The following is a 23,563-nucleotide window of genomic DNA, read 5'->3' as shown; positions in this document are numbered from 1 at the left end:
GAGTTTCAGCATGAGCCAACTCAGACTGCCCTTTGCCACCCTGTCGCCTGCCGCCTATCAAGGCCTGCTCGCCACCAACACCGCGCTCGCCGCCAGCCCACTGGGCTTGCCCTTGCTGGAACTGGTGTACTTGCGCGTATCGCAGATCAACGGCTGCTCGTTCTGCCTGGGCAAACATTCGCAGACCCTGCGCGAGAGTGGAGTGGCGCAAGACAAACTGGACTGCCTCGCCGGCTGGCGCGTCAGCGAACTGTTCAACGACCGCGAACGCACCGCCCTGGCCTGGGCCGAAACCCTCACCTACGTCCACGACAAAGGCGCGCCGGACGAACTGTACGAACCACTGAAAGCACACCTGAGCGACGTCGAGATTTCCGACCTGACCCTGGCCGTGTCCTTGATGAACGCCTTCAACCGGCTGGCGGTGGGGATGAAGCTCTAAGGGCGGGATCGCCATCGACTGTGCAACGGCAAGAACTACGCCGGCGGGTCACCCAAAAGGTGCATCTGCTCACCCGAGAGGGATGCGCGGTGCTGGAGGTGATTCAGTGGCACACAGCGCTGGAGAGCTGAGCGCCACCCCATTCAACAAGCGCGTAAAACGCGCCTGGCGTTGCTTTGGCGTTTGATCTGGCTTTGGCTTTTGATCTTGATCCACCCGCCCCTTTAAACACGATGGCCGAATACAGGTATTGAGCCGTGGGCAACCCGGCAGGACGCCGGGTTAGCCGCCCCCGGCCATGGATGGCCGGTGGCGGCGGCCCACGGATCAATACCGGAGAGAGGGCATGCCGAGCCTAGGCGAGGCACCGAGTGAGGGGGCAAAGAGCCTTTGGTTACTTTGGGCTCCATCCAAAGTGACCCGCTGTAAGAGCGGAACCGCCAGTGACCACACCCGCAGCAACGGATATGCACACAGAACCGCGTGGAGTCAGGCAAAAAGCATCGCCAGGTTTAGCAAGGACTACGTCCCCGTACGCAGCCTCGCTTCACTCGACAGCAGCTACAGGCTAATGAGGCGGTTCCCCATAGGCAGCACCACACTCAGACCTTGAACCGCGCCACCAACCGATTCAACTCCGTCGCCAGATTAGCCATCTCCCCACAGGCACTGGCCGTCTGACTGGCTCCCGCCGAACTCTGGACCGACAGCTCACGGATGCTGGTCAAGTTCTGGTCGGCCTCACGGGCCACCTGTGCCTGCTCCTCCGAGGCAGTGGCGATCAACAGGTTGCGTTCGTTGATCTGGGTGATGGCCTGGGCGATCTGCTTGAGCGACTGGTCGGCGTTCTGCGCCACCGAGATCGAGTTGTTGGCCATTTCCGCGCTGACGTTCATGGCACTCACCGCCTGGGTCGAGTCGGCCTGGATCGCGCCGATCATCTGTTCGATCTCCTGGGTCGACTGCTGGGTCCGGTGGGCCAGCGCCCGCACCTCGTCGGCCACCACCGCAAAGCCACGGCCCTGCTCGCCAGCCCGCGCCGCCTCGATGGCGGCATTCAAGGCCAGCAGGTTGGTCTGTTCGGCGATGGCGCGAATCACCTCCACCACCTTGCTGATGTCCTGGGCCCTGCTGGACAAGGCCTTGACCTGCTCGCCAGTGCTGGCAACGTTGCCGGCCAGGCCTTCGATGGCTTTGAGGGTCTGGGCCACGTTCTCGATGCCGGAGCGGGTGAACTCCAACGACTCGCGGGAAGACTGCGCGGCGGCCTCGGCGTTGCGCGCCACTTCATCCACCGCAGCGCTCATCTGCGTCACGGCGGTGGCGGCCAGGCTGACTTCGTCGTTCTGCCGCACCAGCCCACGGCTGGCGTCTTCGGTCACCGCGGTCATTTCCTCCGAGGCCGAAGCCAGCTGGGTCGAGGAGTCGGCGATATGGGCGATGGTCTCCCGCAGGTTGGCCTGCATCTTCGCCAGTGCGGCCAACAGCCGGCCGGCTTCGTCGCCGCCGCTTACCCCGATGTCCCGGGACAGGTCGCTGCCGGCGATGCGCTCGGCCACCGCCAGGGCATCGCCGATCGGTGCGGTGATGCTGCGGGTCAGCACCGCCGCCAGGGCAATGGTCAGCAGCACGGTGGCCACCAGCAGGCCGACCACCAGGCTCACGCCGCCGCTGTAGACCGAGGTCGCATGCACCCCGGCGCCCTTGGCCCCCTCGTCGTTGAAGTCCGAGAGCTTGTCCATCTTGTCCTGCAGGGAATTGGTCATGGGGCTGATGCGGGTATTGATCAGGGTGATGGCCGCGGCGTTATCGCCACTGCGCAGCAGCGGCTCCAACTCGTCCAGCAACTTGAAGTAGGCCTGCGCGTCCCCAGCCACCGCCTGGTACAACTCACGCTCTGCTGGGCCGGTGATCAGCGGCACGTAATGGGTCAGGGTGTCTTGCAGGGTGCTGCGATAACCGCCCAACGCGGCGATCCGGGTCTGGCGCTGCTGCTCGTCGGTGGTCACGGTGATGCGCAAGCTTTCCAGGCGCAGCCGCAGAGTGCCAGCCTTCATCTTGCCGATTTCCCGGATGCTGGCCATCCAGTTGTTTTCCACATCCTGCTCAGACTCACGCAGCTTGCCCATCTGCAACACCGCGACCACCCCCAGGGCAAAGACCACCAGGATAATGAGTGAGAAAAACACGGCAGACCTGGGCGCGAGATTCATTGTCCTGACGTTCATTGGTTATCTCTCTTATAGAAAGCTCGATGGTTCGCGGTTGCACGCTATCGACGCCAGGGAATGGGGCATGGCACCGATGCAAGGTTGGGCAAAACGGTGATGGCTACAGGCAATTGCACTTTGTCATCACGATAGATCCAGCCTCGTCACAAAACCATTTTGCTGGCGTGAATTTTTATGGTCTGAGGCGTGGGGGCAAGGCACGACAGGAGCCGTTCCACCGGCTTTGGCCTTGGCCTTGGCTTTGGCTTTGGCTTTGGCTTTGGCCTTGGCTTTTGATCTTGATCCACCCGCCCCTTTAAACACGATGGCCGAACGCAGGTATTGAGCCGTGGGCAACCCGGCAGGACGCCGGGTTAGCCGCCCCCGGCCATGGATGGCCGGTGGCGGCGGCCCACGGATCAATGCCGGAGTAAGGGCATGCCGAGCCTGGGCGAGGCACCGAGTGGGGGGGCAAGAGCCTTTGGTTACTTTGGGCTCCATCCAAAGTGACCCGCTGTAAGAGCGGAACCGCCAGTGGCCACACCCGCAGCAACGGATATGCACACAGAACCGCGTGGAGTCAGGCAAAAAGCGTCGCCAGGTTTAGCGAGGACTACGTCCTCGTGCGCAGCCTCGCTGCACTCGACAGCGGCTACAGGCTTCTCAGCGTGCCCAAGATCGGAGCCCCAACCATGGATAGCTGCACAAAACTGCATGAGGTCAGGTGAAAAGCCTGAAACAGCAGATGACGATATATCGGCCAAGGACTCTGAAGGCTCACCCTGGAGCCTCATTACTTACCAAGCTTACTAACGCCCAGAGCAAAGTCCGGACCGTCCAACTTCATCACAACAACCCTATCCCAGAACAACGCATTACCCAGTACGCCTTGAAAAACACCGGCACCAAATGTTCGTGCTTCTTCAGCAAGCGGGCGAACGGTGTAAACATCAGGCTTTTGAATCGTAATGCTTCCAAACTTGAGCGAGACCTCAGCTGCGGCACCAAGCACCTCGATCTTGTGTCCCCAGGCACCGCCAACAACCTTCAATGGCGCGCCCGCTTCATCTTCGATACCTGTGTATTTCTTCCACTCCGGAGACCTGATCAGAAGCGAGAACATGCTGGAACCACTATCAAGCAACACACTCGACAGCGTTTCATCTCCCAATGTCACCGGTATCGACAGGCCGCCTTTTACCAATGCTGCTGGGATCCACTCAAAATACTGATCGTTTTCAGGGTTCCATTGTCCAGGTTCAATCAGGCAGACACGCTGCAAGGGATAGTCTATTACCAGCCGTCTACCCATCAGGCTGCTCAACCCCAAGGTTCCTCTACGCGATTTTTGACTAGGTAAGTTGGCGGCTTTGCCAGGTGGCAGCACCGCTCCAGCAAATGCCATCTGCGGTAGCGAGACTGAATGATCAGAGTCGTTTAGCCAGCCATTTTGCTGAGCAAGATCTCCCTTCAAGTAGGTCAAATACGAGCCTGTATCCAGTTGAAAATAGTACGTCCTGCCTTCCATAGTGACAGGCACTATCACAGCGGCGCGTTCACTTACGCCAGGCAAATTCGACCATTGAAACGTAGAGCATTGCTGGGGAGTGAATGAGATACCAGAAGCGGCATCTGCCTGTATCAATGGCGTAAACAGCCAAAATGCCCACCACCACCGCCAGGACGGCGACATAACTCCTCCTTGACACTGGCCCTTTAAACGCCAGGAATGCTCAGCACGGCTCCCGTCGATAACTGTGCAACTCTTTTAGAGAAGCCACCGTTCACAACAGTAACTACCGCCGATTACCTCCTTGTGACCAACCAACTCCCGATTTGGCCTTGGCTTTGGCTTTTGATCTTGATCCACCCGCCCCTTTAAACACGATGGCCGAACGCAGGTATTGAGCCGTGGGCAACCCGGCAGGGCGGCGGCCCACGGAGCAATACCGGAGAGAGGGCATGCCGAGCCTAGGCGAGGCACCGAGTGGGGGGGCAAGAGCCTTTGGTTACTTTGGGCTCCATCCAAAGTGACCCGCTGTAAGAGCGGAACCACCAGTGGCCACACCCGCAGCAACGGATATGTACACAGAACCGCATTAAGTCAGGTGAAAAACATCGGCAGGTTTAGCGAGGACTACGCCCCCGCGCGCAGCCTCGCTACGCTCGACAGCGGCTACAGGTTATCGACGTGTCCCGCATAAGAACGGACCCCCGAGTAGCCGCAACCGCCGCCAGCTCAACGACCAAGCACAGCCCTCCCGTCACTACCCCAGAACAACCCCACTGGCCCCGCCATCGGCCAACGCAAAAAGAAGATCCTCCACTGCCGGCGCCGGAGCAGACCCCAGGTCGATCTTCACCTGGAAGCCTTCGGCCGTCGGCTCAGGGTCGGAGATAAAGTGCACCACCCCTTGCAGAGCATCTTCGGTCGGCGGGTTTTCATCTTCCACATCGAACCACTCGAGAAACCAGCGGCCCATGACCTGCACAAGCGCCTCCTGGCCCAGGCCACGGACCTCCAGCGCCAGCCAGTCCCAGCCAAAGGGCGAGATGCGCACCGCCATCTGCTCGATCGCAAAACCCACGGGCTCGAAGGCCAGTTCGGACTCTGCATCGACCTGGACAGGTTCCCCGGCCGCAGCGCCCTCCTGCGCGATCATGTCGACCCGGCAAGGCATGGCCATGACCCCTTCGGTGGCCAGTGAGCCGTCGCTGTTGCGGTAGGCGGGCTCGACGTAGGCGGCCCCTTGTGCAATCTGGCGGGCCAGCGTTTCAACATAGGGCTTGCGAATGGCGACAAGCAGTTCGGAGACGGTCATGAATCGGAGCTTCCCTGGCGGACTCGTCGCTGGGCAACCTACGACGAGAGGATGATGGTTGATGCACAAAGCGGCGCAATTGTGCAGTGGGCGAGCGCCCGGCGTCCATGACGGCCGATGATTGTTGGCGCTGGCCGCATACCTGGCAGGGGCCACCGCCCACCGGTGGCCCCTGGAACGCGGTGCATCAACCCAGGCGCATGCTCAGCTCGATATCATCGGCGAACGGCACCGACAGGTAGCCGTTCTGCGGCGCCCGGACGTGCGCCAGGTACTCGGGGCAGTAGTCGGTGTTGTCCGCCACCACCAGCGCGCCAGGCTTCAGGTGCGGTTCCACCAGGCCCAGGACCTCCCCATACAGCGCCTTGGCGCCATCGAGCAGGAGCAGGTCGATGCTCTCCGGAAGGTCGCAGGCCAAGGTCACCAGTGCGTCGCCCTGACGAATCTGCACCAGGTCGCCGACACCAGCCTCGAGCATGTGCTCACGGGCCATGGCGACCTTCGAGGCTTCGAACTCGCTGCCGATCAGCACGCCGCCACCGTTGTCGCGCAGGGCGGCCGCCAGGTGCAGGGTGGACAGGCCGAACGAGGTGCCGAATTCGACGATGCTCCTGGCCTTGGCATTGCGTGCCAGCAGGTACAAGAGCTTGCCGGTATCCCGCGAGACCGGCAGCCACAGGTCCTTGAGCAATCCGTAGAACTCGAGGTAGTCAGTCTTGCTGTGCATCAGCCGTTCGCGTTCTTCCCGGGGCAAGTTGTCGAGGGCCGGGCTGGTGGCGGCATGGGCCAGGGTGTAGAGGCGTTCGATCAAGCCCGCCAGGGGCTCGCAGGTGAGGGTCGTCATGCTGGTCTTCCATCGGATGGGTCTAAGATGTTGGGTCACGACCATGATGGGAGCGATTCGGCCCATCCGCTATTCGCATTCCCAGGCACATCCGAGCTGTCCATGAGCAAGCGCCAGAGCCCTCGTATTTCCTCACGCAAACAGCCACAGCAGTCGCGCTCCACCGAGCTGGTAGCAGCGATTCTGCAGGCCGCCATTCAGGTTTTGACCCAACAGGGCGCCAAGCGCTTCACCACCGCGCGGGTCGCGGAAAAGGCCGGGGTGAGCATCGGTTCGCTGTACCAGTACTTTCCCAACAAGGCGGCGATCCTGTTCCGCCTGCAAAGCGATGAGTGGCTGCAAACCCGGCAGATGTTGAGCCGGATCCTCGACGACCAGGCACAAGCGCCCCTGGCGCGCCTGCGCAGCCTGGTGCATGCCTTCATCCGCTCGGAGTGCGAGGAGGCGCCGCTGCGCAGTGCCTTGAACGAGGCCGCGCCGCTGTATCGCGATGCCCCCGAGGCTGGCGCAGCCCGTGCGGCGGGACGGCAGATCTTCACCGGCTTCATGCTCCAGCTGCTGCCCGATGCCAGCGAAGCGACCCGCGCCGCAGCCTGCGAGCTGATCCTTTCCACGCTGAGTTCGGTGGGCAGGGATTTCTCCGGCAAGCCCCACACGAAGAGCACCATGACCGAGCGCGCCGACGGCCTGGCGGACATGTTCAGCGCCTATGTCCTGACACTCGCCCAACCCGGGGCCGCGACCGTGCACGCCCCTGTCGACAGCTGAGGTTTTCAGGCTGTTGTTTGCCTGCCACAGCCTCGGAGCCTTCGACCTAGAGCCTTGGACATAAATGTTTAAACATTGCCCGGCCAGGGTTCGTTGTACGGCGCTTGGCATCGTTTTTATAGTGCGATGGGGTGGGTAAACCTGCCCTTGCAATTGCTTCTTTAAGGAATGAAGTCCGGCCCTATAGAAGGATGAGCAGCCATGTACGCATATCCTGTGACCTTGCACCTGGAAGATGGCAGTACTCGGGTCAGTTGTATCGATGTGCCAGGAATGGCCTGCGTCGGCGATACGCTGGAACAAGCGCTGGCCGATGCGGTTGTGACCCTGGAAATGGCGTTGTCGTTGTATGTCATGCAGCGCATGACCATTCCCCTGCCCTCGCCCACTACACCGGGACAACTGCTGGTGCGCCTGCCCGCACTGAGCGTGGCCAAGGTGGCGCTGTGGAACGCCATGCTCCACCAGCGGGTGAGCAAGGCGGAACTGGCCAGGCGCCTGGGAGTGAACCGGCCCCAGGTGGACCGGCTGGTGAACCTGCTGCACCGCTCGAAGATCGAGAAGGTGGAACAGGCATTGCGAATGCTGGGATGGCGGATCGAGCTGGCGGTGGTAAAAGCCGCCGTGTAGCCGCTGTCGAGCTGGCGAGGCTGCGCACGGCCCACAAACCTGCCTCCGCGCAGTCCCTGGCGCACCGCGCCCTCTGATTTTGCGGCCGCTACGCGCCCGTACGCAGCCGCGCTGCGCTTGGCCCGGCACGGGCCGCCAGGGCGATATCCACGGCGCTACTGCACCGGCAGGAAGTTCATCAGCAACAGGCTCTGCGCATAGTTGAGCCCCACCCGCCGATAGCGCTCGTCGAGGATCTGCGTCAGCAGGTCCAGGCGCGCGACGATCTTGCCGAACTCCACGGCGAAACTCAGGTTGCTGCCCTCCTCCGAGATCTCGTTGGAGAACAGCAGCAATACCCCATTGGTATCCTGGCGCTGGCCCAGCATCCAGGTGGCTTTTTCGATATTGCGCGCGGCGTTGCTGATGAATTGCGGGTCCAGGGTGTCTGTCATGTAGAACTCGGTGCGCCCGCCATGGGCGGTCACCAGCATGCTGCCGATGGCGTAGATGAAGGCGCCGACCCGGTCGCCCTGGAACTCCGGGCTCAGGGAATAGCTCAGGGCCGCCAGGTCCCGGCGATCGCCCAGGGCCGGCAGCGGCTGGCGCTGTTCGATGGCATTGCGGATCTCCCGCTGCGCCGCGGTGCCATCGGCATACCCGGACTTGCGCCACTGGCTGGGGTTGCGCAGGTACAGCTTGCCCATCAGCAGGTACAGGCTCTGCAGGTTGTCGCGCATGCCGATGGTGGCCATGCGATCGACGCTGGTCTGGAAGAACTCGTCGGCCTTGCCATTGCGAAACTGGTTGGCGATATCACGCCCCTGCTGCTGGCTGCAGCCAGTGGCGCCGAGCATCAGCAGGCCTGCCAATAGCAAGGTGGGAAACGGGGTTTGCATCATGCAAGAAGAGGGAGCGTAGGCCATCGGCACCGGGTCGACATTCACGGGCTGCAGCGGGGATCGGCGCAGCCAGGCCTGCTCATAGAACGCAAAACGGTAAAAAAGTGCGATGGCCGTGGCCGGCCATCGCCAAATCGCCCGCTGTCGGGCGCTAGAGCCGACTGGGTGAAACGATGATCTTGACGTTGTGCTCCTTGTTGTTGACCAGCTCCTCGAAGCCCTGGCCGACGATGTCCTCCAGCTGGATGCGGCCGGTCACCAGCGGCGTGATATCCAGGCGGCCATCGGCGATGAAGGCGATCACATCGGCGAACTCACCGTTGTAGGCCAGGGCCCCCAGTACCTGCTTCTCGGTGGCCACCAGTTCGAAGAAGTTGAACTCGCTGGGCTCCTCGAAAATGCCCACCAGCACGCACTTGCCGGCCTTGCGCACCAGGTCGATGGCCAGCTTGGCGGTGTGCTTGTTGCCGATGCACTCGAAGCTGACATCGGCCCCCAGGCCACCGGTCAGGCGCTTGACCTCGGCCAGGGCATCGCACTCCTTGGGATCGAGCACCAGGCTGGCGCCCACCTCCAGGGCCTTGGCCTTGCGCGCCCCGGACATTTCCAGGGCAATCACCTGGGCCGCGCCGGCGGCCTTGGCGCACATGATGGTGCACAGGCCGATGGTGCCGGCGCCGACCACCACCACGTTCTGCCCCAGCAGGCTGCCGGCCTTCTTCACCGCGTGCATGCCCACCGCCAACGGTTCGATCAACGCCCCGGCCTCGGCGGGAAAGTTGGCCGGCAAGGCGTACAACAGGTTGGCCGGCACGTTGACCAATTCAGCGAAGGCGCCGTTGTTCATCAGCCCGGTGAAGGCCAGGTTCTCGCAGATGTTGTACAGCCCGTGGGTGCAGTAATAACAGGTACCGCAGTGCTGGCAGGCGTCCGCCGCCACGGGCTGGCCAACACTGAAGCCCTGGACCCCGGCGCCGAGGGCGACGATCTCGCCACAGAACTCGTGGCCGAGGATGCACTGGCCCTTGATCCCGGTCAGCGGGTGCGGCGCCTGCACCGGAATGAACACCGGACCTGCCACATACTCATGCAGGTCGGAACCGCAAATGCCGCACCAGTCGACGCGGATCTGCACCCAACCGGCAGGCGGCGCCTCGGGCAGGGGCACATCTTCGACACGGATATCGTGGCGGCCGTGCCAGACCGCGGCGCGCATGCTGGCAACAGGCTTGAGGGAAACACTCATCGTGGCTTCTCCTGATTGTCGTAGAGCTGCGACGGCCCCCTGGCCGGCGCAGCGAACCTCAGTGCTGCTGGATAAAGTCGAGGATCAGGCGGTTGACCTGTTCCGCGCTTTCCATCTGCACCATGTGCCCCTGCCCCGGCAGCACCTCGACCTGCGCCTTGAGATCGGCGCTGTGGTTCACCGGGATGATCCGGTCGTCGCTGCCCCAGATCACCAGCACCGGCTGCTCGCCGCCCTGCACCACCGAACGCAGGTCGGCCTGCTGGCGACCGTCGGTAAACAGCGTGCCGGCCAGCTGCCCGAGGGCCTGCTGCACCCCTTCCAGGCGCTTGTACTTGAGCATGTCGTCGAGCATCTGCCGGTTCACCAGCTCGGGGTTGGAGAACAGCTGCACCAACTGCGGTTTGAGCGCATTGCGATTGCCCGCCTCGACGAAGCCTTGCAGGTAGTCGCCATTGATCTCATGGCCCAGGCCGGCGCTGGCGATCAGGGTCAGGGAGCGCACTCGGTGCGGCGCCAGGCGCGCGGTGTCGAGGCACACCGCTCCGCCCATGGAATGCCCCACCAGGTGCGCCTGGGCGATGTCCAGGTGATCCAGCAGCGCCAGCAACACTTCGCTCAGCTCGTCCAGGTCGCCCCGTTGCAAGGCCTTGGCCGACTCACCGTGGCCCGGCAGGTCCAGGGCGATCACCCGGCGCCCGGCGGCCAGGGCTTCATGGTTGAACAGCCAGTTGTTGAGGTCGCCGCCGAAACCGTGCACCAGCACCAGCGGCGTACCGCCTTCCCCGCGCTCGAAATAGCGCAGCAGGCGGCCATCGAGCTCGATCTTCTGCGGCGCCGGGCCGCTGTCTTCGGCGGCGCTGTCACCCGGTACGAAGCTGGCCTGGAAGCGCTCGATCACCGCGTCGATCTCGGCGTCGCTGGCCTCGCCCTCCACCACGATGCCCAGCAGCGCGCCCACCGCCAGGGTCTGGTCCTGGCGCGCCACCTGCCGACGCAGGATGCCGGAGAACGGCGCCTCGACACTGCTGGAGATCTTGTCGGTCTCCACGTCCAGCACTTCATCGCCCTTGCTGATGCTCTGGCCTTCTTCCTTGAGCCAGGCATCGACCCGGCCCTCGGTCATCGACAGGCCCCACTTGGGCATGGTCAGGGTATGGATCTGGCTCATCGGCGACTCCACTCGATCAGGTTCAGCACGGCCTGCTCGATCTTCGCCGCGTCGGGGATGTACAGGTCTTCCAGGGCGTCGGAGAACGGCACCGGGGTATGGGGTGCGGTGACCATCTCGATCGGCGCCTTGAGAGAGGCGAAGGCTTTTTGCGCCACCAGCGCCGAGATGTCGGTGGCCATGGAGCAACGCGGGTTGGCTTCGTCGATCACCACCAGGCGCCCGGTCTTCTCCACGCTTTCCAGGATGCTGTCCTCGTCCAGCGGGCTGGTGGTGCGCAGGTCGATGACCTCGCAATCGATACCACGCCCAGCCAGGTTGCGGGCCGCGTCCAGCGCGGTGTTCACCGTGCGCCCGTAGGACACCAGGGTCACGTCATTGCCGTCGCGCAGGAAGTTGGCCTCGCCGAAGGGAATCGCATAGGACTCCTCCGGCACCTCGCCTTGCAGGCTGTAGAGCAGCTTGTGCTCGCAGAAGATCACCGGGTCGTTGTCGCGGATGGCCTGGATCAGCAAGCCCTTGGCGTCGTAGGGCGACGAGGGGCAGACCACCTTCAACCCGGGGATATGGGTCCATAGCGAGGTGAGCATCTGCGAATGCTGGGCCGCGGCGCGCAGGCCGGCGCCGACCATGGTGCGGATCACCAGCGGGGTCTGGGCCTTGCCGCCGAACATGTAGCGAAACTTCGCCGCCTGGTTGAGGATCTGGTCCAGGCAGCAGCCGGCGAAGTCGACGAACATCAGCTCGCACACCGGACGCACGCCCCGGGTGGCCGCGCCCACGGCGGCGCCGACGTAACCGATTTCCGACAACGGGGTATCCAGCACCCGCCCGGGGAACTGGTGGTAGAGGCCCTTGGTGACGCCCAGCACGCCGCCCCAGGCGTCGTTGTCGCCGGGAGCGCCGGCGCCGCCCGCCACGTCTTCACCCATGATGAACACGCTGGGATCGCGACGCATTTCCTGGGCCAGGGCTTCGTTGATGGCCTGCTGGTAACTGATTTTTCTCGCCATGATGATGGTCTCTTGTTGTTCTTGGGGATGGCTTTAGAACCTGTTCACGATCTAGCGAGCGACGCTCAGCCATTTTTAACGCCGCATGAGCTAAGCGCAGCAGATCGTGAGCAGGTTCTCAGGGATAGGCGACGTACACGTCGCTGAGCAGGTCCGCCGGGCTCGGCTTGGGATCGCTCTTGGCCTTGCGCACCGCGTCTTCGATCAGCGCTTGCACCTGGGCATCGATGCCGTCCAGCTGGCTGGCCTGTACCAGGCCCGAGCGAGTGGTGCGCTGGCGAAACTGCATCAGGCAGTCGTTGTGCTCGCGGTAATGCTTGACCTCGTCCGGGGCGCGGTAAGTCTGGGCATCGCCCTCGAAGTGGCCGTAGTAGCGGGTCAGCTTGACCTCGATCAGCGACGGTCCCTCCCCGGCCCGGGCCCGTTCCACGGCGGCGCCGGCGGCTTCATGCACGGCGAAGAAGTCGAAGCCGTCCACCGTCACCCCGGGCATGCCGAAACCTGCGGCGCGGTCGGCGATATGGTCGCAAGCCACCGACCAGTTCGAAGCGGTGGCCTCGGCATAGCCGTTGTTCTCGGCGATGAACAGGCACGGCAGGTTCCATACCGAGGCCATGTTCATGGCCTCGAACACCGCGCCCTCGTTGGAACCGCCGTCGCCGAAGAACACCACCGACACGCCGTCGCTGCCTTGCAGCCGGGCCGCCAGGGCCGCGCCCACCACCAGCGGCGCCCCGGCACCGACGATACCGTTGGCGCCGAGCATGCCCTTCTCGAAATCGGCGATGTGCATGGAGCCGCCCTTGCCCTGGCAGACCCCGGTCTTCTTGCCGTAGATCTCGGCCATCATCCCGTAGACATCCACGCCCTTGGCGATGCAATGGCCGTGGCCGCGGTGGTTGGAGGCGATGCAATCGTCATCGCGCAGGTGGGCCATGACCCCGGCGGCCGAGGCTTCCTCGCCGGCGTAGAGGTGGACGAAACCGGGGATCTCGCCCGTGGCGAACTCCACATGCAGGCGCTCTTCGAAAGCGCGGATGGTGCGCATCACCCGGTAGGCGTGCAGCAGTTGGTCAGCGTTCAGGGGTGTCGACATTTTTATTCTCCAGGGGTGTCTTCAGGCTGAAGGTTCATGGGGTGTTGCCGGTGACTGCGGTCGATGGCCAACAGGCGCTGGCGCGCCGCGTGCTCCAGGACCGCATTGACGTCGATGCTCAGCGGGCCGCCGGCATCCAGGGTGACCGTGGGCCGGTCGCCGGGGTTGAACTCGATCTCGCGCTCGCCATCCAGGGCCAGGGTGCCGGCGCCCAGGCACAGGGGCTGGGGCTGGCCCGGTTGCAGGTAGCCGGCCTCCAGCACCCCGCAGCCTTGCAACAGCCCCGGGGCCAGGGGCACCAGCAGCGCCTCGGGCGAACCTGGTGCCAGGCGCATCCAGGCGCCGTGGGGCTGTTGCCGGGTCACCGGCAGCCACAACCCGCAGAGCGCGGAAATACCGATGGACTGCGGCTCGGCGAAGGTCACGAAGACCTCGGCCAGGTCGCTGGCGCGGCTGATGGCCCGGGCCCCGATGAAGGCCAGGGGCGACACCGCCACGTCCACCAGGGCCACTTCGCACAGGCCGCGGGCCGGCTCGCGCACCAGCAGCCGCTTGTTGCGCCGCAGGGCGATCTCGCCACTCACCCGGCCACTGGCGTAGAGCCCGCCGGCCAGGCCGGCGCTGGTGGCTTCGCGCAGTTCCGGAAAGGCGTTGTTGGTGCCGGTGGACAGGGTCAGCAGCGGGATCTCGCCGACCTCGGTGGCTACCGCCTTGTGGGTGCCGTCGCCACCGAGCACGGCGATCAGCGCCACCCCGCGCTCGGCCATCCAGCGCGCAGCCTGGCGGGTGTCCTCGACGCTCTGGCGCAGGGTCAGGTCGAGGAACTCCAGCTCCGGCCAGTGCTGCTCGCGGGCCTGGCGGCTGCGGCTGTTCTTCTGCACTGCGGCGGCCATGCCGGTCATGTCGGTGGGCATCAGCACCCGCTCGATACCCGTGGCGCCGAAGGCCGCCAGCAGGCGCTGGATCACCCAGACCTTATCGGTACTGGAGAACAGCCCGGCATTGGCGGTCAGGCGGCGCACATCGCGGCCCGAGGCCGGGTTGGCGATGATGCCGACACTCAGCGGGCGGCGGCTCATAAGCTCACCACAGGCAGTTCACGGCCAGGACAGTGCATGGCATACCTCGTTCTTGTTCTTGGATGGGCCCGCCGTCGGGGAAGCCTGCGGCGGGTTGCCAAGGGCCAGAGCAAGGCCGGTGCCAGTTGTCGAAAATCTTGCGCAAAAGCCCGCCGCAGAGCGCCTGGCACGCAGGCCCCGGCGCCTTGCCCGGCAGCGCCGGTGAGACGTTGCATGTCAGGTTGCACGGGGCAGAGGCGAGACCTTGAGACGTTGCGTCTCAACCTCGCCACCGGGCCAGCCGGTGCTTGTCCGCAGGCGCGGATCGGCGCTTAATGCGCCCACAACGATAAGAAGCTGTAACCGGAGGCCTGTCATGCTTTCCGCCCATTCCCGCGCCCATGTCGACTGCGTCAGCCGGGTCTTGAAGAACGCCGCGCACCTGCCCCAGGCGCCGGTACCGAACCTGATCCTCGACTCCTGGCGCCGCTCCATGGAGCAGCACCACCTGGACCCCGCCTCGCTGCAGGGGCCACGCATCCTCTCCGAAGACCTGCTCAAGCAGTGCCGCGAGCGCTCGGAGCTGTTCCTGCGCATCGCCAGCGAAGAAGTGGCGCGCCTGCATGGCCAGGTGCGCGATGCCGACTACTGCGTGCTGCTCACCGACGCCCAGGGCCGCACCATCGACTACCGGGTCGAGTCCGCCATCCGCAACGATTGCCGCAAGGCCGGCCTGTACCTGGGCACCTGCTGGTCGGAGGGCGAGGAAGGCACCTGCGGCGTGGCGGCGGTGCTCACCAGCGGCGCTGCGGTGACGGTGCACAAGCGCGATCACTTTCGCGCCGCCTTCATCGGCCTGACCTGCTCCGCGGCCCCGGTGTTCGACCCCCAGGGTGAACTGCTGGGGGTGCTGGACGTCTCGGCGGTGCGCTCGCCGGACGATCGCCGTTCCCAGCACCTGATCCGCCAGTTGGTGGTACAGAGCGCGCGGGCGATCGAGCAGGCGTTCTTCATGAGCAGCGCCCAGGGCTACTGGGTCCTGCGGGCCCACGCCAGCCCGGGTTATGTCGACAGCCAGCCGGACTTCCTGCTGGCCTGGGACGACGACGGTTGCCTGCAAGCGCTGAACCCCGCCGCCCGGGCCTACCTGCTGCGCCGCCACGGCCAGTTGCCCCGGCACATCGCCCAGGTGTTCGACACCCAGTTGCTGCAACGCGCCAGGGACCAGGCGCTGTGGCCCCTGGATGGCGAGCTGCACGGTCGCCTGCAAGCGCCGCGCAGGCCGGCCAGCCGGCCACGGCTGCAACTGGCCGGGCAGGCGCTGGACCCCAGGGTGGAGCAGAGCCTGCGCCTGGCGGTGCGGGTCAAGGATCGCCACCTGCCGGTGCTGGTCCAGGGCGAGACCGGCAGTGGCAAGGAAGTCTTCGCCCGCCAGTTGCACCAGGCCAGCCAGCGTCGCGAGCGGCCGTTCGTGGCGCTGAACTGCGCGGCGATTCCGGAAAACCTGATCGAGAGCGAACTGTTCGGTTATGTCGCCGGGGCCTTCACCGGAGCCTCCAGCAAGGGCATGCAGGGCCTGCTGCAACAGGCCGACGGCGGCACCCTGTTCCTGGACGAGATCGGCGACATGCCCCTGGCCTTGCAGACCCGCCTGCTGCGGGTACTGGCCGAGGGCGAGGTGGCGCCGCTGGGCGCCGCGCGGCGCCAGGCGGTGGACATCCAGGTGATCTGCGCCACCCACCGCGACCTGGAAGCGCTGGTGGCCGATGGCAGCTTTCGCGAGGACCTGTATTTCCGCCTGGGCGGCGCGCGCTTCCAGCTACCGCCCTTGCGCGAGCGCAGCGACCGCCTGGCGTTGATCACCAAGATCGTTGAAGAAGAGTCCCAGCGTTGCGGCACGCCCCTGCAACTGGGCGACGCCGCCCTGGAGTGCCTGCTGGGCTATCGCTGGCCGGGCAACGTGCGCCAGCTGCGCCACGTACTGCGCTATGCCTGCGCGGTATGCGAAGGGCCGGTGATCCAACTGCTGGACCTGCCCGAGCCACTGCGCGACGCCACCACCCCTGGTCCCCTGCCCGCCCCACAAACCAATACCAGCCCCGAGCGCCAGGCCCTGCTCGACGCCCTGGTGCGCCACCGCTGGAAACCCCTGGCGGCGGCCAGGGCCCTGGGCATCTCCCGCGCGACCCTGTATCGCCGGGTGCAGCAACACGGCATCCAGATGCCCGGCAGAAGCTCCCCTGCCCCAAATGGATAACCCCTGTAGCCGCTGCTGAGCCCGCGAAACTGCGCAAAGGCCCGCAGGGCCTTGCTTGGCGATCTCCCGTCGGACCTGCTGGGGCTTCAAGATCGCGCGCCTGCTACGCAGCCGTTCGCAGCCTGCGGCAGCGGCTACAGGGTTGGGTTGAAACGGGCGCGGTAGCGCCCGGGGCTTTCGCCGGTCCATTTCTTGAAAGCGCGGTGGAAGGCGCTGGGCTCCTGGAAGCCGGTCAATTCGGCGATCTCGCCGATGCTGGCCGCCGAGCGGCGCAACAGGTCCACCGCGACGTTCCGGCGGACCTCGTCCTTGATCTCCTGGTAGGAGCCCCCCTCGCGCTCCAGGCGCCGACGCAGGGTGCTGGGGCTCATCTGCACCTCCTGGGCGAAGGCTTCCAGGGTCGGCCACTGGCTGTAGTGGCTGCTTCGCAGGCGCTGGTGCACCTGGGTGGTCAGGCCGTGCTGGTTGCGAAAACGGATCACCAGCCATTGCGGGGCGCTGCGCAGGAATACCTTGAGCGAGGCCAGGTCCTGGACCACCGGCAGGCGCAGCAAGCGGCTGGCGAATTCGATCTCGGTGCGTCCGGCGTTCCAGGTCAGGTTGCTGCCCCACAGCAGCGCGTCGTCGTCGAGGCTGAGGCGGGCATGGCGAAACTCCGCGCGATCGATGGGAATCCGCCGTCCGCCCAACCAGCACAACAGGCTGATGATCAGCACCAGCAGGGTTTCCTCGCCATAGTGGCCGCGCCCCGGCTCCTGGCAGCGGCTGTGGAGGCTGATCACCGCGCGCTTGCCACGCACACTGAGAGTGCCGCCAAAGTCCCGCAAAAACAGGCTGAAGTTGTTCAGGCACTGGCGCAGGGCCTTCTCCAGGTTCGGCTCCTGGATCAACCCCCGGCAGATCAGGGCGAAGGCCCCGGGCGGCAGGCCATGGGAATCGAGCTGGAAAAATTCGTCCTGCAGCTCGCGAATCTGGATCAGCCACAGCGCCGCAAAGGCGCTGCCGGAGACCCGCGCCCGAGGCTGTTGCAACAGCGCAGGGTCAATCCCGGCCTCGGCCAGCACCGCCGCCAGGCGCGCCGGACGCTGGTGCAGGGCATGGGTCATGACCTGCAGGTAATAGGCGGCGACCGAATCGGTTTCGCGCATGTGAAGGCTGTCCCCCCGGAACGGACGCTGTGGCAAAAAACGCCAGCACGGTTGACCGCTTTCGGCATAGTCCGCCCCTGTGCGGGGCCCTAGACTCGCGCTCGACAATGGGCCGTGCAAGGCATGGCCGCCATGCTCCGCGAAGGCAACGAACAAAGGAAGAGCTGAAGATGAATCTTGCGAACATCGGTGTGATCGGCGCCGGCACCATGGGCAACGGTATCGCCCAGGTCTGCGCCCAGGCGGGCTTTGCCGTGACCCTGTTGGACATCGCCCAGCCCGCCCTGGAAAAGGCCCTGGCCACCATCGGCAAGAACCTCGACCGGCAGGTGACCAAGGGCGAGTTGAGCGATGGGCAGAAGCTCGCGACCCTGGAACGCATCCGCATCAGCACCGACTACGCCACGCTCAAGGATGTCCAGCTGGTGATCGAGGCCGCCACCGAGAACCTCGAACTCAAGCTCAAGGTACTGCAGCAGATCGCCGCCCAGGTCGGCCCCGAGTGCGTGATCGCCTCCAACACCTCGTCGCTGTCCATCACCCAGCTGGCGGCCAGCGTCAGCGCCCCGGAGCGCTTCATCGGCCTGCACTTCTTCAACCCGGTGCCGGTGATGGGCCTGATCGAGGTGATCCGCGGCCTGCAGACCAGCGATGCGACCCACGCCCTGGCCCTGGACATGGCCCAGCGCCTGGGCAAGACCGCGATCACCGCCGGCAACCGCCCGGGCTTCGTGGTCAACCGCATCCTGGTGCCGATGATCAACGAGGCGATCCTGGTGTTCCAGGAAGGCCTGGCCAGCGCCGAGGACATCGACGCCGGCATGCGCCTGGGCTGCAACCAGCCGATCGGCCCGCTGGCCCTGGCCGACCTGATCGGCCTGGACACCCTGCTGGCGATCCTCGAAGCCTTCTACGAGGGCTTCAACGACAGCAAGTACCGCCCCGCCCCGCTGCTCAAGGAAATGGTTGCCGCCGGCTACCTGGGCCGCAAGACCGGGCGTGGCTTCCATGCCTATGGCTGAACGCTGCTCGCGCTTCGCACAAAGCCGCGACAAGGCCCTGGAGCTGTTTGCCAGCAAGGGCTTCGGCCAGGTCGGTATGCGCGAGCTGGCCAGCCACCTGGGGCTGACGCCGGGTTCGCTGTATCACCATTACCCGAGCAAGCAGCACCTGTTGCTGGACCTGATCGAGGAGTTCTTCGATGAGCTGCAAGGCACCCTCAAGCGCCTGCAGCGGCGCAAGCTCCAGGACGGCTGCCTGGTGGCGCTGATCCGCGCCCACCTGAAACTGCACCGGGAACTGCCCCGGCACTTTCGCCTGGTGGAGCGCGACAGCGGCTGCCTGAACCCCGACCAGCAGTTGCGCGTCGAGCAATTGCGCGCAGGCTACGAACAGCAATTGCTGCAACTGCTGGGCACGCCTGCCGGGCAAGGGGAAGCCACGCGCCGGGCCACCGCCCATGCGGTGGCCAACCTGCTCAATACCGCCCCCAGCTGGTTCCAGGAACAGCCCCTGGGCGAGCGCGAGCGCGAAGCCTTGCTGGAGAACCTGCTCAGCGGCGCCATCGAACGCCTGGTGGGCACAGGCCCAAGCCACAGCGCCGTGGCCTGAGGCCAGGCCTCAGCGCAATTGCAGCGGGTCCACCAGGCCGGCGGCGATGGCCATGCCCACCAGTTCCGGCAAATGCTCGGCCTGCATGCGCTTCATCACCCGCGAGCGGTACAGGTCGATGGTCTTGATGCTGACCCCCAGCTGCTCGGCGATCTCGCGATTGGTGTAGCCCTGCACCAGCGGCAGCAGCACATCCTTTTCCCGTGGCGTCAGGCTCTCCAGGCGCTCCAGTACCCGGGCCTGCCCGGCGCCCTGGCGCTGGCGGCTGCCGGCGCGGTTCAACGCCTGCTGCACGCTATCGAGCAGCAGTTGCTCGTTGTAGGGCTTCTCGATGAAGTCCGCCGCCCCGGCCTTGAACGCGCGGACCACGATGGGCACATCGGCATGGCCACTGACGAAGATCAGCGGCAGGTCGATTTCCCGCTGGCGCAGCTCTTCCTGGACATTCAACCCGCCCATGCCGGGCATGCGCACATCCAGCAGCACACAGGCGTTGCGGCTCGGGTCGCAATGCTCGAGGAACTCGCGACCACTGGTGAAGGGCACGGCCGCCAGGCCCACCGACTCCAGCAGCCAGACCGTGGAGTCGAGCATGGCCGGGTCATCGTCGACCACGTACACCAACTGCTGCGTCGCACTCGTCATGGCCTTGCTCCTGTGTTCGGGGAAATGGATGGATCGGTCTCAAGCGGCGCCGTGGCCGGCAGATGGCAGTCCATGCGCAGGCCCTGGGCCTGGGGCCGGGCCTGCAAGTCGCCACCGAAACCCTCGACGATGCTGCGGCTCATGGACAGCCCCAGCCCCAGGCCATTGGCCTTGCTGGTGTAGAACGGGGTGAACAACTGCGCCAGCTGCTGGGTAGAAACCCCGGGGCCCTGGTCGCTGACGCTGATGCAGACCCCACCCTCGGCGCCGGCCATGGCCTGGAGCACGATCTGCGAGGCCTGTTGCGCATGGACCTCACGATTGGCCTCGATGGCGTTGCGCAAGAGGTTGAGCAGCACCTGTTCCAGCAGCACCCGGTCGGCGTAGACCGGCGGCAGATTATCCGCCAGGCGCAGCTCGATCACCACCTGGCACGCCTGGGCTTCCCAGGCGCACAGGCGCACGGTTTCCCGGGCCACCTCGGCGCTGTCCAGGGCCTGGAGCCGCCGCCCGCCCTTGCGCAGGAACGCCCGCAGGCGCTTGATCACCTCGGCGGCGTGGGTCGCCTGCTCGGCGATGCGCTCCAGGCCCTGGGCCACCTTTTGCGCAGCCTGGGGCTGGGTGTCCAGCGCCTGTAAATAGCGCTGGCTGGCGTTGACGTAGTTGACCACCGCCGCCAGCGGCTGGTTGATCTCGTGGGCGATGCCCGAGGCCAGCTCGCCCAGGGTCACCAAACGCGCGGTATGGGCCAGCTCGTCCTGGTGATGACGCTGCTGGGCTTCGCGCAATTCGCGCTCGCTCTGGTCATGGGCCACCAGGGAATAGAAACGCTCGCCGCTGGCCGCCCGGTGCGCCAGGAGCATCAGCGACACCGCCACCGAGTCACCGCCCGAGGGCGGCTGCAAGCGAGTCTCGATGCTCCAGCGCCCGGTGCGCTCGGCGCATTCCCAGCCCTCTCGCTGCAGGCTTTGCAGCACCGCCGGACTGAGGATCGCCACCAGCTCGGGCATCGCCTGCGCGGGCTCCAGGCCCAGGGCGCGCCGGGCGGCCGGGTTGAGGTAAGTGACACTGCCGCCCGGCTGGACGAACAGCACCGGATCGGGGTTGGCCTCCACCACCTCGGCCAGGCGCCGCTTGTTCTCCTCGGCCTGGACCCGGGCGGTGATGTCCCGGGATACCGCCACCACCTCCACCACCGCCCCGGTGTAGGTCTCGCGGATCGCCCGGCAGGCGGTCTCGAACCACAGGTAGTGGCCGTCGCGATGGCGGATGCGATAGGTCATGGTGTGGTAGCCGTCCTGCTCCAGGGCATCCCCGGTGCGCTGCATCAGCCCGGCCAGCCCGCGGCTGTGCAACAGGCTGCGGGCGGGCATGCCGCGCAGCTCCTCGGGCCAGTAACCGAGCAGGGTCCAGGACGCAGGCGAGGCGTCGAGGAAGCAGCCATCGGGGGTGTGCCGGGAAATCAGGTCGGTGGTGTTCTCGGTGATCAGCCGATACAGCCGCCGAGCCCTGGCCGACTCGCGCTCGGCCTGCACCTGGGTGGTGGCCTCGCGGCACCGGGCCAGGACCCGCTGGCGATACGGGTCGGGGATGAAGGTCCAGAGCAGGATCCGCTCGCCGCACTGGGCCTCGACGTCCTCGATCGGCCGTTGCTGGTCGAGGCAGGCCCGCACCAGGGCCGGGTGGTTGACCGGCAGCCAGGCCGCCAGCCCATCCCCTGTCGCGCCCTCCAGCCACTGGCGCAGCGCCGGGTTCAGGTCCAGCGCCCGGGCGTCGGCATCCAGCAGCGCACTGGGCTGCGGGTCATGGCCCAGCCAGGGCGAATCTGGCAGGCGGCCTTCGCGCTGCAGGCGCAGCCAATGACTCAAGTGAGCGGAGCTTTGCATCATCGTTGGACCTTTAGGGATCATCGGCGATCAATATAGTATTAATACTATACAACTCAGGTATTACTTCCATATCAATCTGCAAACAGTATATAAAAGCCTCCGGATAAGTCACCGAGGCGCCAACGAGCGCCTCGGTCAATAGAGCTAACAATCAGCCACCGGGTGCCCGAACCATGTCCATCTACGAGCAAGGCCTTGCGCCGTCTGCCGTCAACCACATCGCCCTTTCGCCCCTGAGCTTCATCGAGCGTACCGCCGCGGTCTATCCGGACTACCCGGCGGTGGTCCATGGTTCGATCCGTCGCACCTGGGTCCAGACCTACAGCCGCTGCCGGCGCCTGGCCTCGGCCCTGGCCGGCCGCGGGATCGGCAAGAACGACACGGTGGCGGTGATGCTGCCCAACATCCCGGCGATGCTCGAGGCGCATTTCGGCGTGCCGATGATCGGCGCCGTGCTCAACGCCCTCAACGTGCGCCTGGACGCCGAGGCCATCGCCTTCATGCTGGCCCACGGCGAGGCCAAGGTGCTGATCGCCGACCGCGAGTTCCATGCAGTGATCCAGGCCGCCGTGGCCATGCTCGACCACCCGCCGCTGGTGATCGACCTCGACGACCCGGAGTACGGCGAGGGCCAGCCGGTCAGCGACCTGGACTACGAGGCGTTCCTCGCCGAGGGCGACCCGGAGTTCGCCTGGCAGTGGCCGGATGACGAGTGGCAGGCCATCGCCCTGAACTACACCTCCGGCACCACCGGCAATCCCAAGGGCGTGGTCTATCACCACCGCGGCGCCTACCTCAACGCCCTGGGCAACCAGATGACCTGGGCCATGGGCAACCACCCGGTGTACCTGTGGACCCTGCCGATGTTCCACTGCAACGGCTGGTGCTACCCCTGGACCGTCACCGCCCTGGCCGGGGTCCACGTATTCCTGCGCCGGGTCGACCCGCAGAAGATCCTCAACCTGATCCGCGAACACCAGGTCAGCCACCTGTGCGGCGCGCCCATCGTGCTCAATGCCCTGGTGAACATGCCGGAATCGGCCAAGGCGGCCATCGACCACCCGGTCAAGGCCATGGTGGCCGGGGCCGCGCCACCGGCCAAGGTGATCGGCGCCGTGGAAGAGATGGGCATCCAGGTCACCCACGTCTACGGCCTGACCGAGGTCTATGGCCCGGTGACCCTGTGTGCCTGGCACGCTGCCTGGGACCCGTTGCCCCTGGAAGAGCGGGCGCAGATCAAGGCGCGCCAGGGCGTGCGCTACCCGACCCTGGAAGGGGTGATGGTGGCCGACCCGAAGACCCTGGAACCCACGCCCCGGGACGGCCAGACCATCGGCGAGATCTTCATGCGCGGCAACACGGTGATGAAGGGCTACCTGAAGAACCCCACCGCCACCGCCGAAGCCTTCGAAGGCGGCTGGTTCCACACCGGCGACCTGGGCGTGACCCATCCGGACGGCTACGTGGAGATCCGCGACCGACTCAAGGACATCATCATTTCCGGAGGCGAGAACATCTCCACCATCGAGCTCGAAGGCGTGCTCTATCGCCATCCGGCGGTGCTGGAAGCGGCGGTAGTGGCCCGGCCCGACGAAAAATGGGGCGAAACGCCCTGCGCCTTCATCACCCTCAAGGCCGACCACCAGGACGTGCGCGAAGCCCAGATCATCGCCTTCTGCCGCGAGCACCTGGCGGGGTTCAAGGTGCCGCGCACCGTGGTCTTCAGCCAGTTGCCCAAGACTTCCACCGGCAAGATCCAGAAGTTCGTCCTGCGCGACATGGCGAAAAACCTCTAGCCTGAACCCAAGATCCCCGCGCATGCTGCCTCGGCA

Annotated in this window: 20 protein-coding genes and 1 pseudogene; 7 read left to right on the top strand and 14 right to left on the bottom strand. The window is 65.5% G+C overall.

The genetic code is table 11. The annotated features are described in order from the left end of the window. Nucleotides 1-10 precede the first annotated feature (10 nt). Nucleotides 11-442, top strand: coding sequence for a carboxymuconolactone decarboxylase family protein (locus C4K39_RS12345; protein ID WP_124346515.1), 432 nt, complete (start codon nt 11-13; stop codon nt 440-442). Between the two features lie 602 nt (nt 443-1,044). On the opposite strand, the gene C4K39_RS32220 is transcribed toward C4K39_RS12345, so the two are convergent. The 5 genes and pseudogenes from C4K39_RS32220 to C4K39_RS12320 form a co-directional block, all read right to left on the bottom strand. Then, nucleotides 1,045-1,833 (bottom strand): methyl-accepting chemotaxis protein, encoded by a 789-nt coding sequence (locus C4K39_RS32220; protein WP_430448454.1) that lies wholly within the window; start codon nt 1,831-1,833, stop codon nt 1,045-1,047. A gap of 66 nt (nt 1,834-1,899) precedes the next feature. Continuing rightward, nucleotides 1,900-2,655: pseudogene (locus C4K39_RS32215) on the bottom strand (MCP four helix bundle domain-containing protein); the annotation flags it as partial. A 790-nt stretch (nt 2,656-3,445) separates the two neighbouring features. Further along, nucleotides 3,446-4,345 (bottom strand): hypothetical protein, encoded by a 900-nt coding sequence (locus C4K39_RS12330; RefSeq protein ID WP_124346514.1) that lies wholly within the window; start codon nt 4,343-4,345, stop codon nt 3,446-3,448. 574 nt (nt 4,346-4,919) lie between these two features. Beyond that, nucleotides 4,920-5,474 (bottom strand): hypothetical protein, encoded by a 555-nt coding sequence (locus tag C4K39_RS12325; RefSeq protein ID WP_124346513.1) that lies wholly within the window; start codon nt 5,472-5,474, stop codon nt 4,920-4,922. Between the two features lie 187 nt (nt 5,475-5,661). Then, a complete protein-coding gene (locus C4K39_RS12320) occupies nt 5,662-6,318 on the bottom strand; it encodes an O-methyltransferase (protein ID WP_124346512.1) in 657 nt (218 codons plus the stop codon). Between the two features lie 102 nt (nt 6,319-6,420). On the opposite strand from C4K39_RS12320, the gene C4K39_RS12315 reads away from it, so the two are divergent. Then, a complete protein-coding gene (locus tag C4K39_RS12315) occupies nt 6,421-7,086 on the top strand; it encodes a TetR/AcrR family transcriptional regulator (protein ID WP_124346511.1) in 666 nt (221 codons plus the stop codon). Between the two features lie 201 nt (nt 7,087-7,287). After that, nucleotides 7,288-7,716, top strand: a complete 429-nt coding sequence (locus C4K39_RS12310) for a type II toxin-antitoxin system HicB family antitoxin (protein WP_068584377.1) — start codon at nt 7,288-7,290, stop codon at nt 7,714-7,716. Nucleotides 7,717-7,871: 155 nt separating this feature from the next. Here the strand turns inward: C4K39_RS12310 and C4K39_RS12305 are convergent, their stop codons facing one another. The 6 genes from C4K39_RS12305 to C4K39_RS12280 form a co-directional block, all read right to left on the bottom strand. Beyond that, the gene (locus C4K39_RS12305; RefSeq protein WP_416220639.1) at nt 7,872-8,597 is read right to left on the bottom strand and encodes a hypothetical protein; all 726 of its coding nucleotides are present in this window, start codon (nt 8,595-8,597) and stop codon (nt 7,872-7,874) included. 151 nt (nt 8,598-8,748) lie between these two features. After that, nucleotides 8,749-9,813 (bottom strand): 2,3-butanediol dehydrogenase, encoded by a 1,065-nt coding sequence (locus C4K39_RS12300; protein ID WP_225926582.1) that lies wholly within the window; start codon nt 9,811-9,813, stop codon nt 8,749-8,751. Nucleotides 9,814-9,901: 88 nt separating this feature from the next. Continuing rightward, nucleotides 9,902-11,014 (bottom strand): acetoin dehydrogenase dihydrolipoyllysine-residue acetyltransferase subunit, encoded by a 1,113-nt coding sequence (locus C4K39_RS12295; RefSeq protein WP_124346510.1) that lies wholly within the window; start codon nt 11,012-11,014, stop codon nt 9,902-9,904. Further along, entirely contained in the window at nt 11,011-12,027 is a 1,017-nt protein-coding gene (locus tag C4K39_RS12290) for an alpha-ketoacid dehydrogenase subunit beta (RefSeq protein ID WP_068595440.1), read from the bottom strand. The genes C4K39_RS12295 and C4K39_RS12290 overlap by 4 nt, the downstream gene beginning before the upstream one ends. Nucleotides 12,028-12,145: 118 nt before the next feature. Next, nucleotides 12,146-13,123: a thiamine pyrophosphate-dependent dehydrogenase E1 component subunit alpha gene (locus tag C4K39_RS12285; RefSeq protein ID WP_022643586.1), complete on the bottom strand. Its 978-nt coding sequence runs from the start codon at nt 13,121-13,123 to the stop codon at nt 12,146-12,148. Nucleotides 13,124-13,125: 2 nt separating this feature from the next. Continuing rightward, a complete protein-coding gene (locus C4K39_RS12280; protein ID WP_124346509.1) occupies nt 13,126-14,202 on the bottom strand; it encodes an ATP-NAD kinase family protein in 1,077 nt (358 codons plus the stop codon). Between the two features lie 355 nt (nt 14,203-14,557). Here C4K39_RS12280 and C4K39_RS12275 point away from each other — a divergent pair, with 355 nt between their 5' ends. Then, complete coding sequence (locus tag C4K39_RS12275) at nt 14,558-16,438, top strand: sigma-54-dependent Fis family transcriptional regulator (protein ID WP_124346508.1); 1,881 nt, start codon at nt 14,558-14,560, stop codon at nt 16,436-16,438. A gap of 134 nt (nt 16,439-16,572) precedes the next feature. Here C4K39_RS12275 and C4K39_RS12270 read toward each other — a convergent pair whose 3' ends face one another. Then, nucleotides 16,573-17,586, bottom strand: coding sequence for an AraC family transcriptional regulator (locus C4K39_RS12270; RefSeq protein WP_068584389.1), 1,014 nt, complete (start codon nt 17,584-17,586; stop codon nt 16,573-16,575). 170 nt (nt 17,587-17,756) lie between these two features. On the opposite strand from C4K39_RS12270, the gene C4K39_RS12265 reads away from it, so the two are divergent. Then, nucleotides 17,757-18,608, top strand: a complete 852-nt coding sequence (locus C4K39_RS12265; protein WP_124346507.1) for a 3-hydroxybutyryl-CoA dehydrogenase — start codon at nt 17,757-17,759, stop codon at nt 18,606-18,608. Then, nucleotides 18,601-19,197, top strand: coding sequence for a TetR/AcrR family transcriptional regulator (locus C4K39_RS12260; protein ID WP_124348336.1), 597 nt, complete (start codon nt 18,601-18,603; stop codon nt 19,195-19,197). The genes C4K39_RS12265 and C4K39_RS12260 overlap by 8 nt, the downstream gene beginning before the upstream one ends. A gap of 9 nt (nt 19,198-19,206) precedes the next feature. Here C4K39_RS12260 and C4K39_RS12255 read toward each other — a convergent pair whose 3' ends face one another. After that, on the bottom strand, nt 19,207-19,842 hold the full coding sequence (locus C4K39_RS12255; protein ID WP_068584399.1) for a response regulator transcription factor: 636 nt from the start codon (nt 19,840-19,842) through the stop codon (nt 19,207-19,209). Then, on the bottom strand, nt 19,839-21,728 hold the full coding sequence (locus C4K39_RS12250; protein WP_124346506.1) for a PAS domain-containing sensor histidine kinase: 1,890 nt from the start codon (nt 21,726-21,728) through the stop codon (nt 19,839-19,841). The genes C4K39_RS12255 and C4K39_RS12250 overlap by 4 nt, the downstream gene beginning before the upstream one ends. Nucleotides 21,729-21,904: 176 nt before the next feature. Here C4K39_RS12250 and C4K39_RS12245 point away from each other — a divergent pair, with 176 nt between their 5' ends. Beyond that, entirely contained in the window at nt 21,905-23,527 is a 1,623-nt protein-coding gene (locus C4K39_RS12245) for an acyl-CoA synthetase (RefSeq protein ID WP_124346505.1), read from the top strand. Nucleotides 23,528-23,563 lie beyond the last annotated feature (36 nt).

Origin of the sequence: Pseudomonas sessilinigenes, assembly GCF_003850565.1 — a bacterium.
GTDB lineage: Bacteria > Pseudomonadota > Gammaproteobacteria > Pseudomonadales > Pseudomonadaceae > Aquipseudomonas > Aquipseudomonas sessilinigenes.
The sequence above is the reverse complement of the archived record's forward strand: the minus strand, read 5'-3'. Positions and strand labels throughout refer to the sequence as shown.

Coding starts and splice junctions, on each gene's coding strand:
- C4K39_RS12345 (WP_124346515.1), top strand. CDS start 11: ATGAGCCAACTCAGACTGCCCTTTGCCACCCTGTCGCCTGCCGCCTAT.
- C4K39_RS32220 (WP_430448454.1), bottom strand. CDS start 1,833: ATGACCGCGGTGACCGAAGACGCCAGCCGTGGGCTGGTGCGGCAGAAC.
- C4K39_RS12330 (WP_124346514.1), bottom strand. CDS start 4,345: ATGTCGCCGTCCTGGCGGTGGTGGTGGGCATTTTGGCTGTTTACGCCA.
- C4K39_RS12325 (WP_124346513.1), bottom strand. CDS start 5,474: ATGACCGTCTCCGAACTGCTTGTCGCCATTCGCAAGCCCTATGTTGAA.
- C4K39_RS12320 (WP_124346512.1), bottom strand. CDS start 6,318: ATGACGACCCTCACCTGCGAGCCCCTGGCGGGCTTGATCGAACGCCTC.
- C4K39_RS12315 (WP_124346511.1), top strand. CDS start 6,421: ATGAGCAAGCGCCAGAGCCCTCGTATTTCCTCACGCAAACAGCCACAG.
- C4K39_RS12310 (WP_068584377.1), top strand. CDS start 7,288: ATGTACGCATATCCTGTGACCTTGCACCTGGAAGATGGCAGTACTCGG.
- C4K39_RS12305 (WP_416220639.1), bottom strand. CDS start 8,597: ATGATGCAAACCCCGTTTCCCACCTTGCTATTGGCAGGCCTGCTGATG.
- C4K39_RS12300 (WP_225926582.1), bottom strand. CDS start 9,813: ATGCGCGCCGCGGTCTGGCACGGCCGCCACGATATCCGTGTCGAAGAT.
- C4K39_RS12295 (WP_124346510.1), bottom strand. CDS start 11,014: ATGAGCCAGATCCATACCCTGACCATGCCCAAGTGGGGCCTGTCGATG.
- C4K39_RS12290 (WP_068595440.1), bottom strand. CDS start 12,027: ATGGCGAGAAAAATCAGTTACCAGCAGGCCATCAACGAAGCCCTGGCC.
- C4K39_RS12285 (WP_022643586.1), bottom strand. CDS start 13,123: ATGTCGACACCCCTGAACGCTGACCAACTGCTGCACGCCTACCGGGTG.
- C4K39_RS12280 (WP_124346509.1), bottom strand. CDS start 14,202: ATGAGCCGCCGCCCGCTGAGTGTCGGCATCATCGCCAACCCGGCCTCG.
- C4K39_RS12275 (WP_124346508.1), top strand. CDS start 14,558: ATGCTTTCCGCCCATTCCCGCGCCCATGTCGACTGCGTCAGCCGGGTC.
- C4K39_RS12270 (WP_068584389.1), bottom strand. CDS start 17,586: ATGCGCGAAACCGATTCGGTCGCCGCCTATTACCTGCAGGTCATGACC.
- C4K39_RS12265 (WP_124346507.1), top strand. CDS start 17,757: ATGAATCTTGCGAACATCGGTGTGATCGGCGCCGGCACCATGGGCAAC.
- C4K39_RS12260 (WP_124348336.1), top strand. CDS start 18,601: ATGGCTGAACGCTGCTCGCGCTTCGCACAAAGCCGCGACAAGGCCCTG.
- C4K39_RS12255 (WP_068584399.1), bottom strand. CDS start 19,842: ATGACGAGTGCGACGCAGCAGTTGGTGTACGTGGTCGACGATGACCCG.
- C4K39_RS12250 (WP_124346506.1), bottom strand. CDS start 21,728: ATGCAAAGCTCCGCTCACTTGAGTCATTGGCTGCGCCTGCAGCGCGAA.
- C4K39_RS12245 (WP_124346505.1), top strand. CDS start 21,905: ATGTCCATCTACGAGCAAGGCCTTGCGCCGTCTGCCGTCAACCACATC.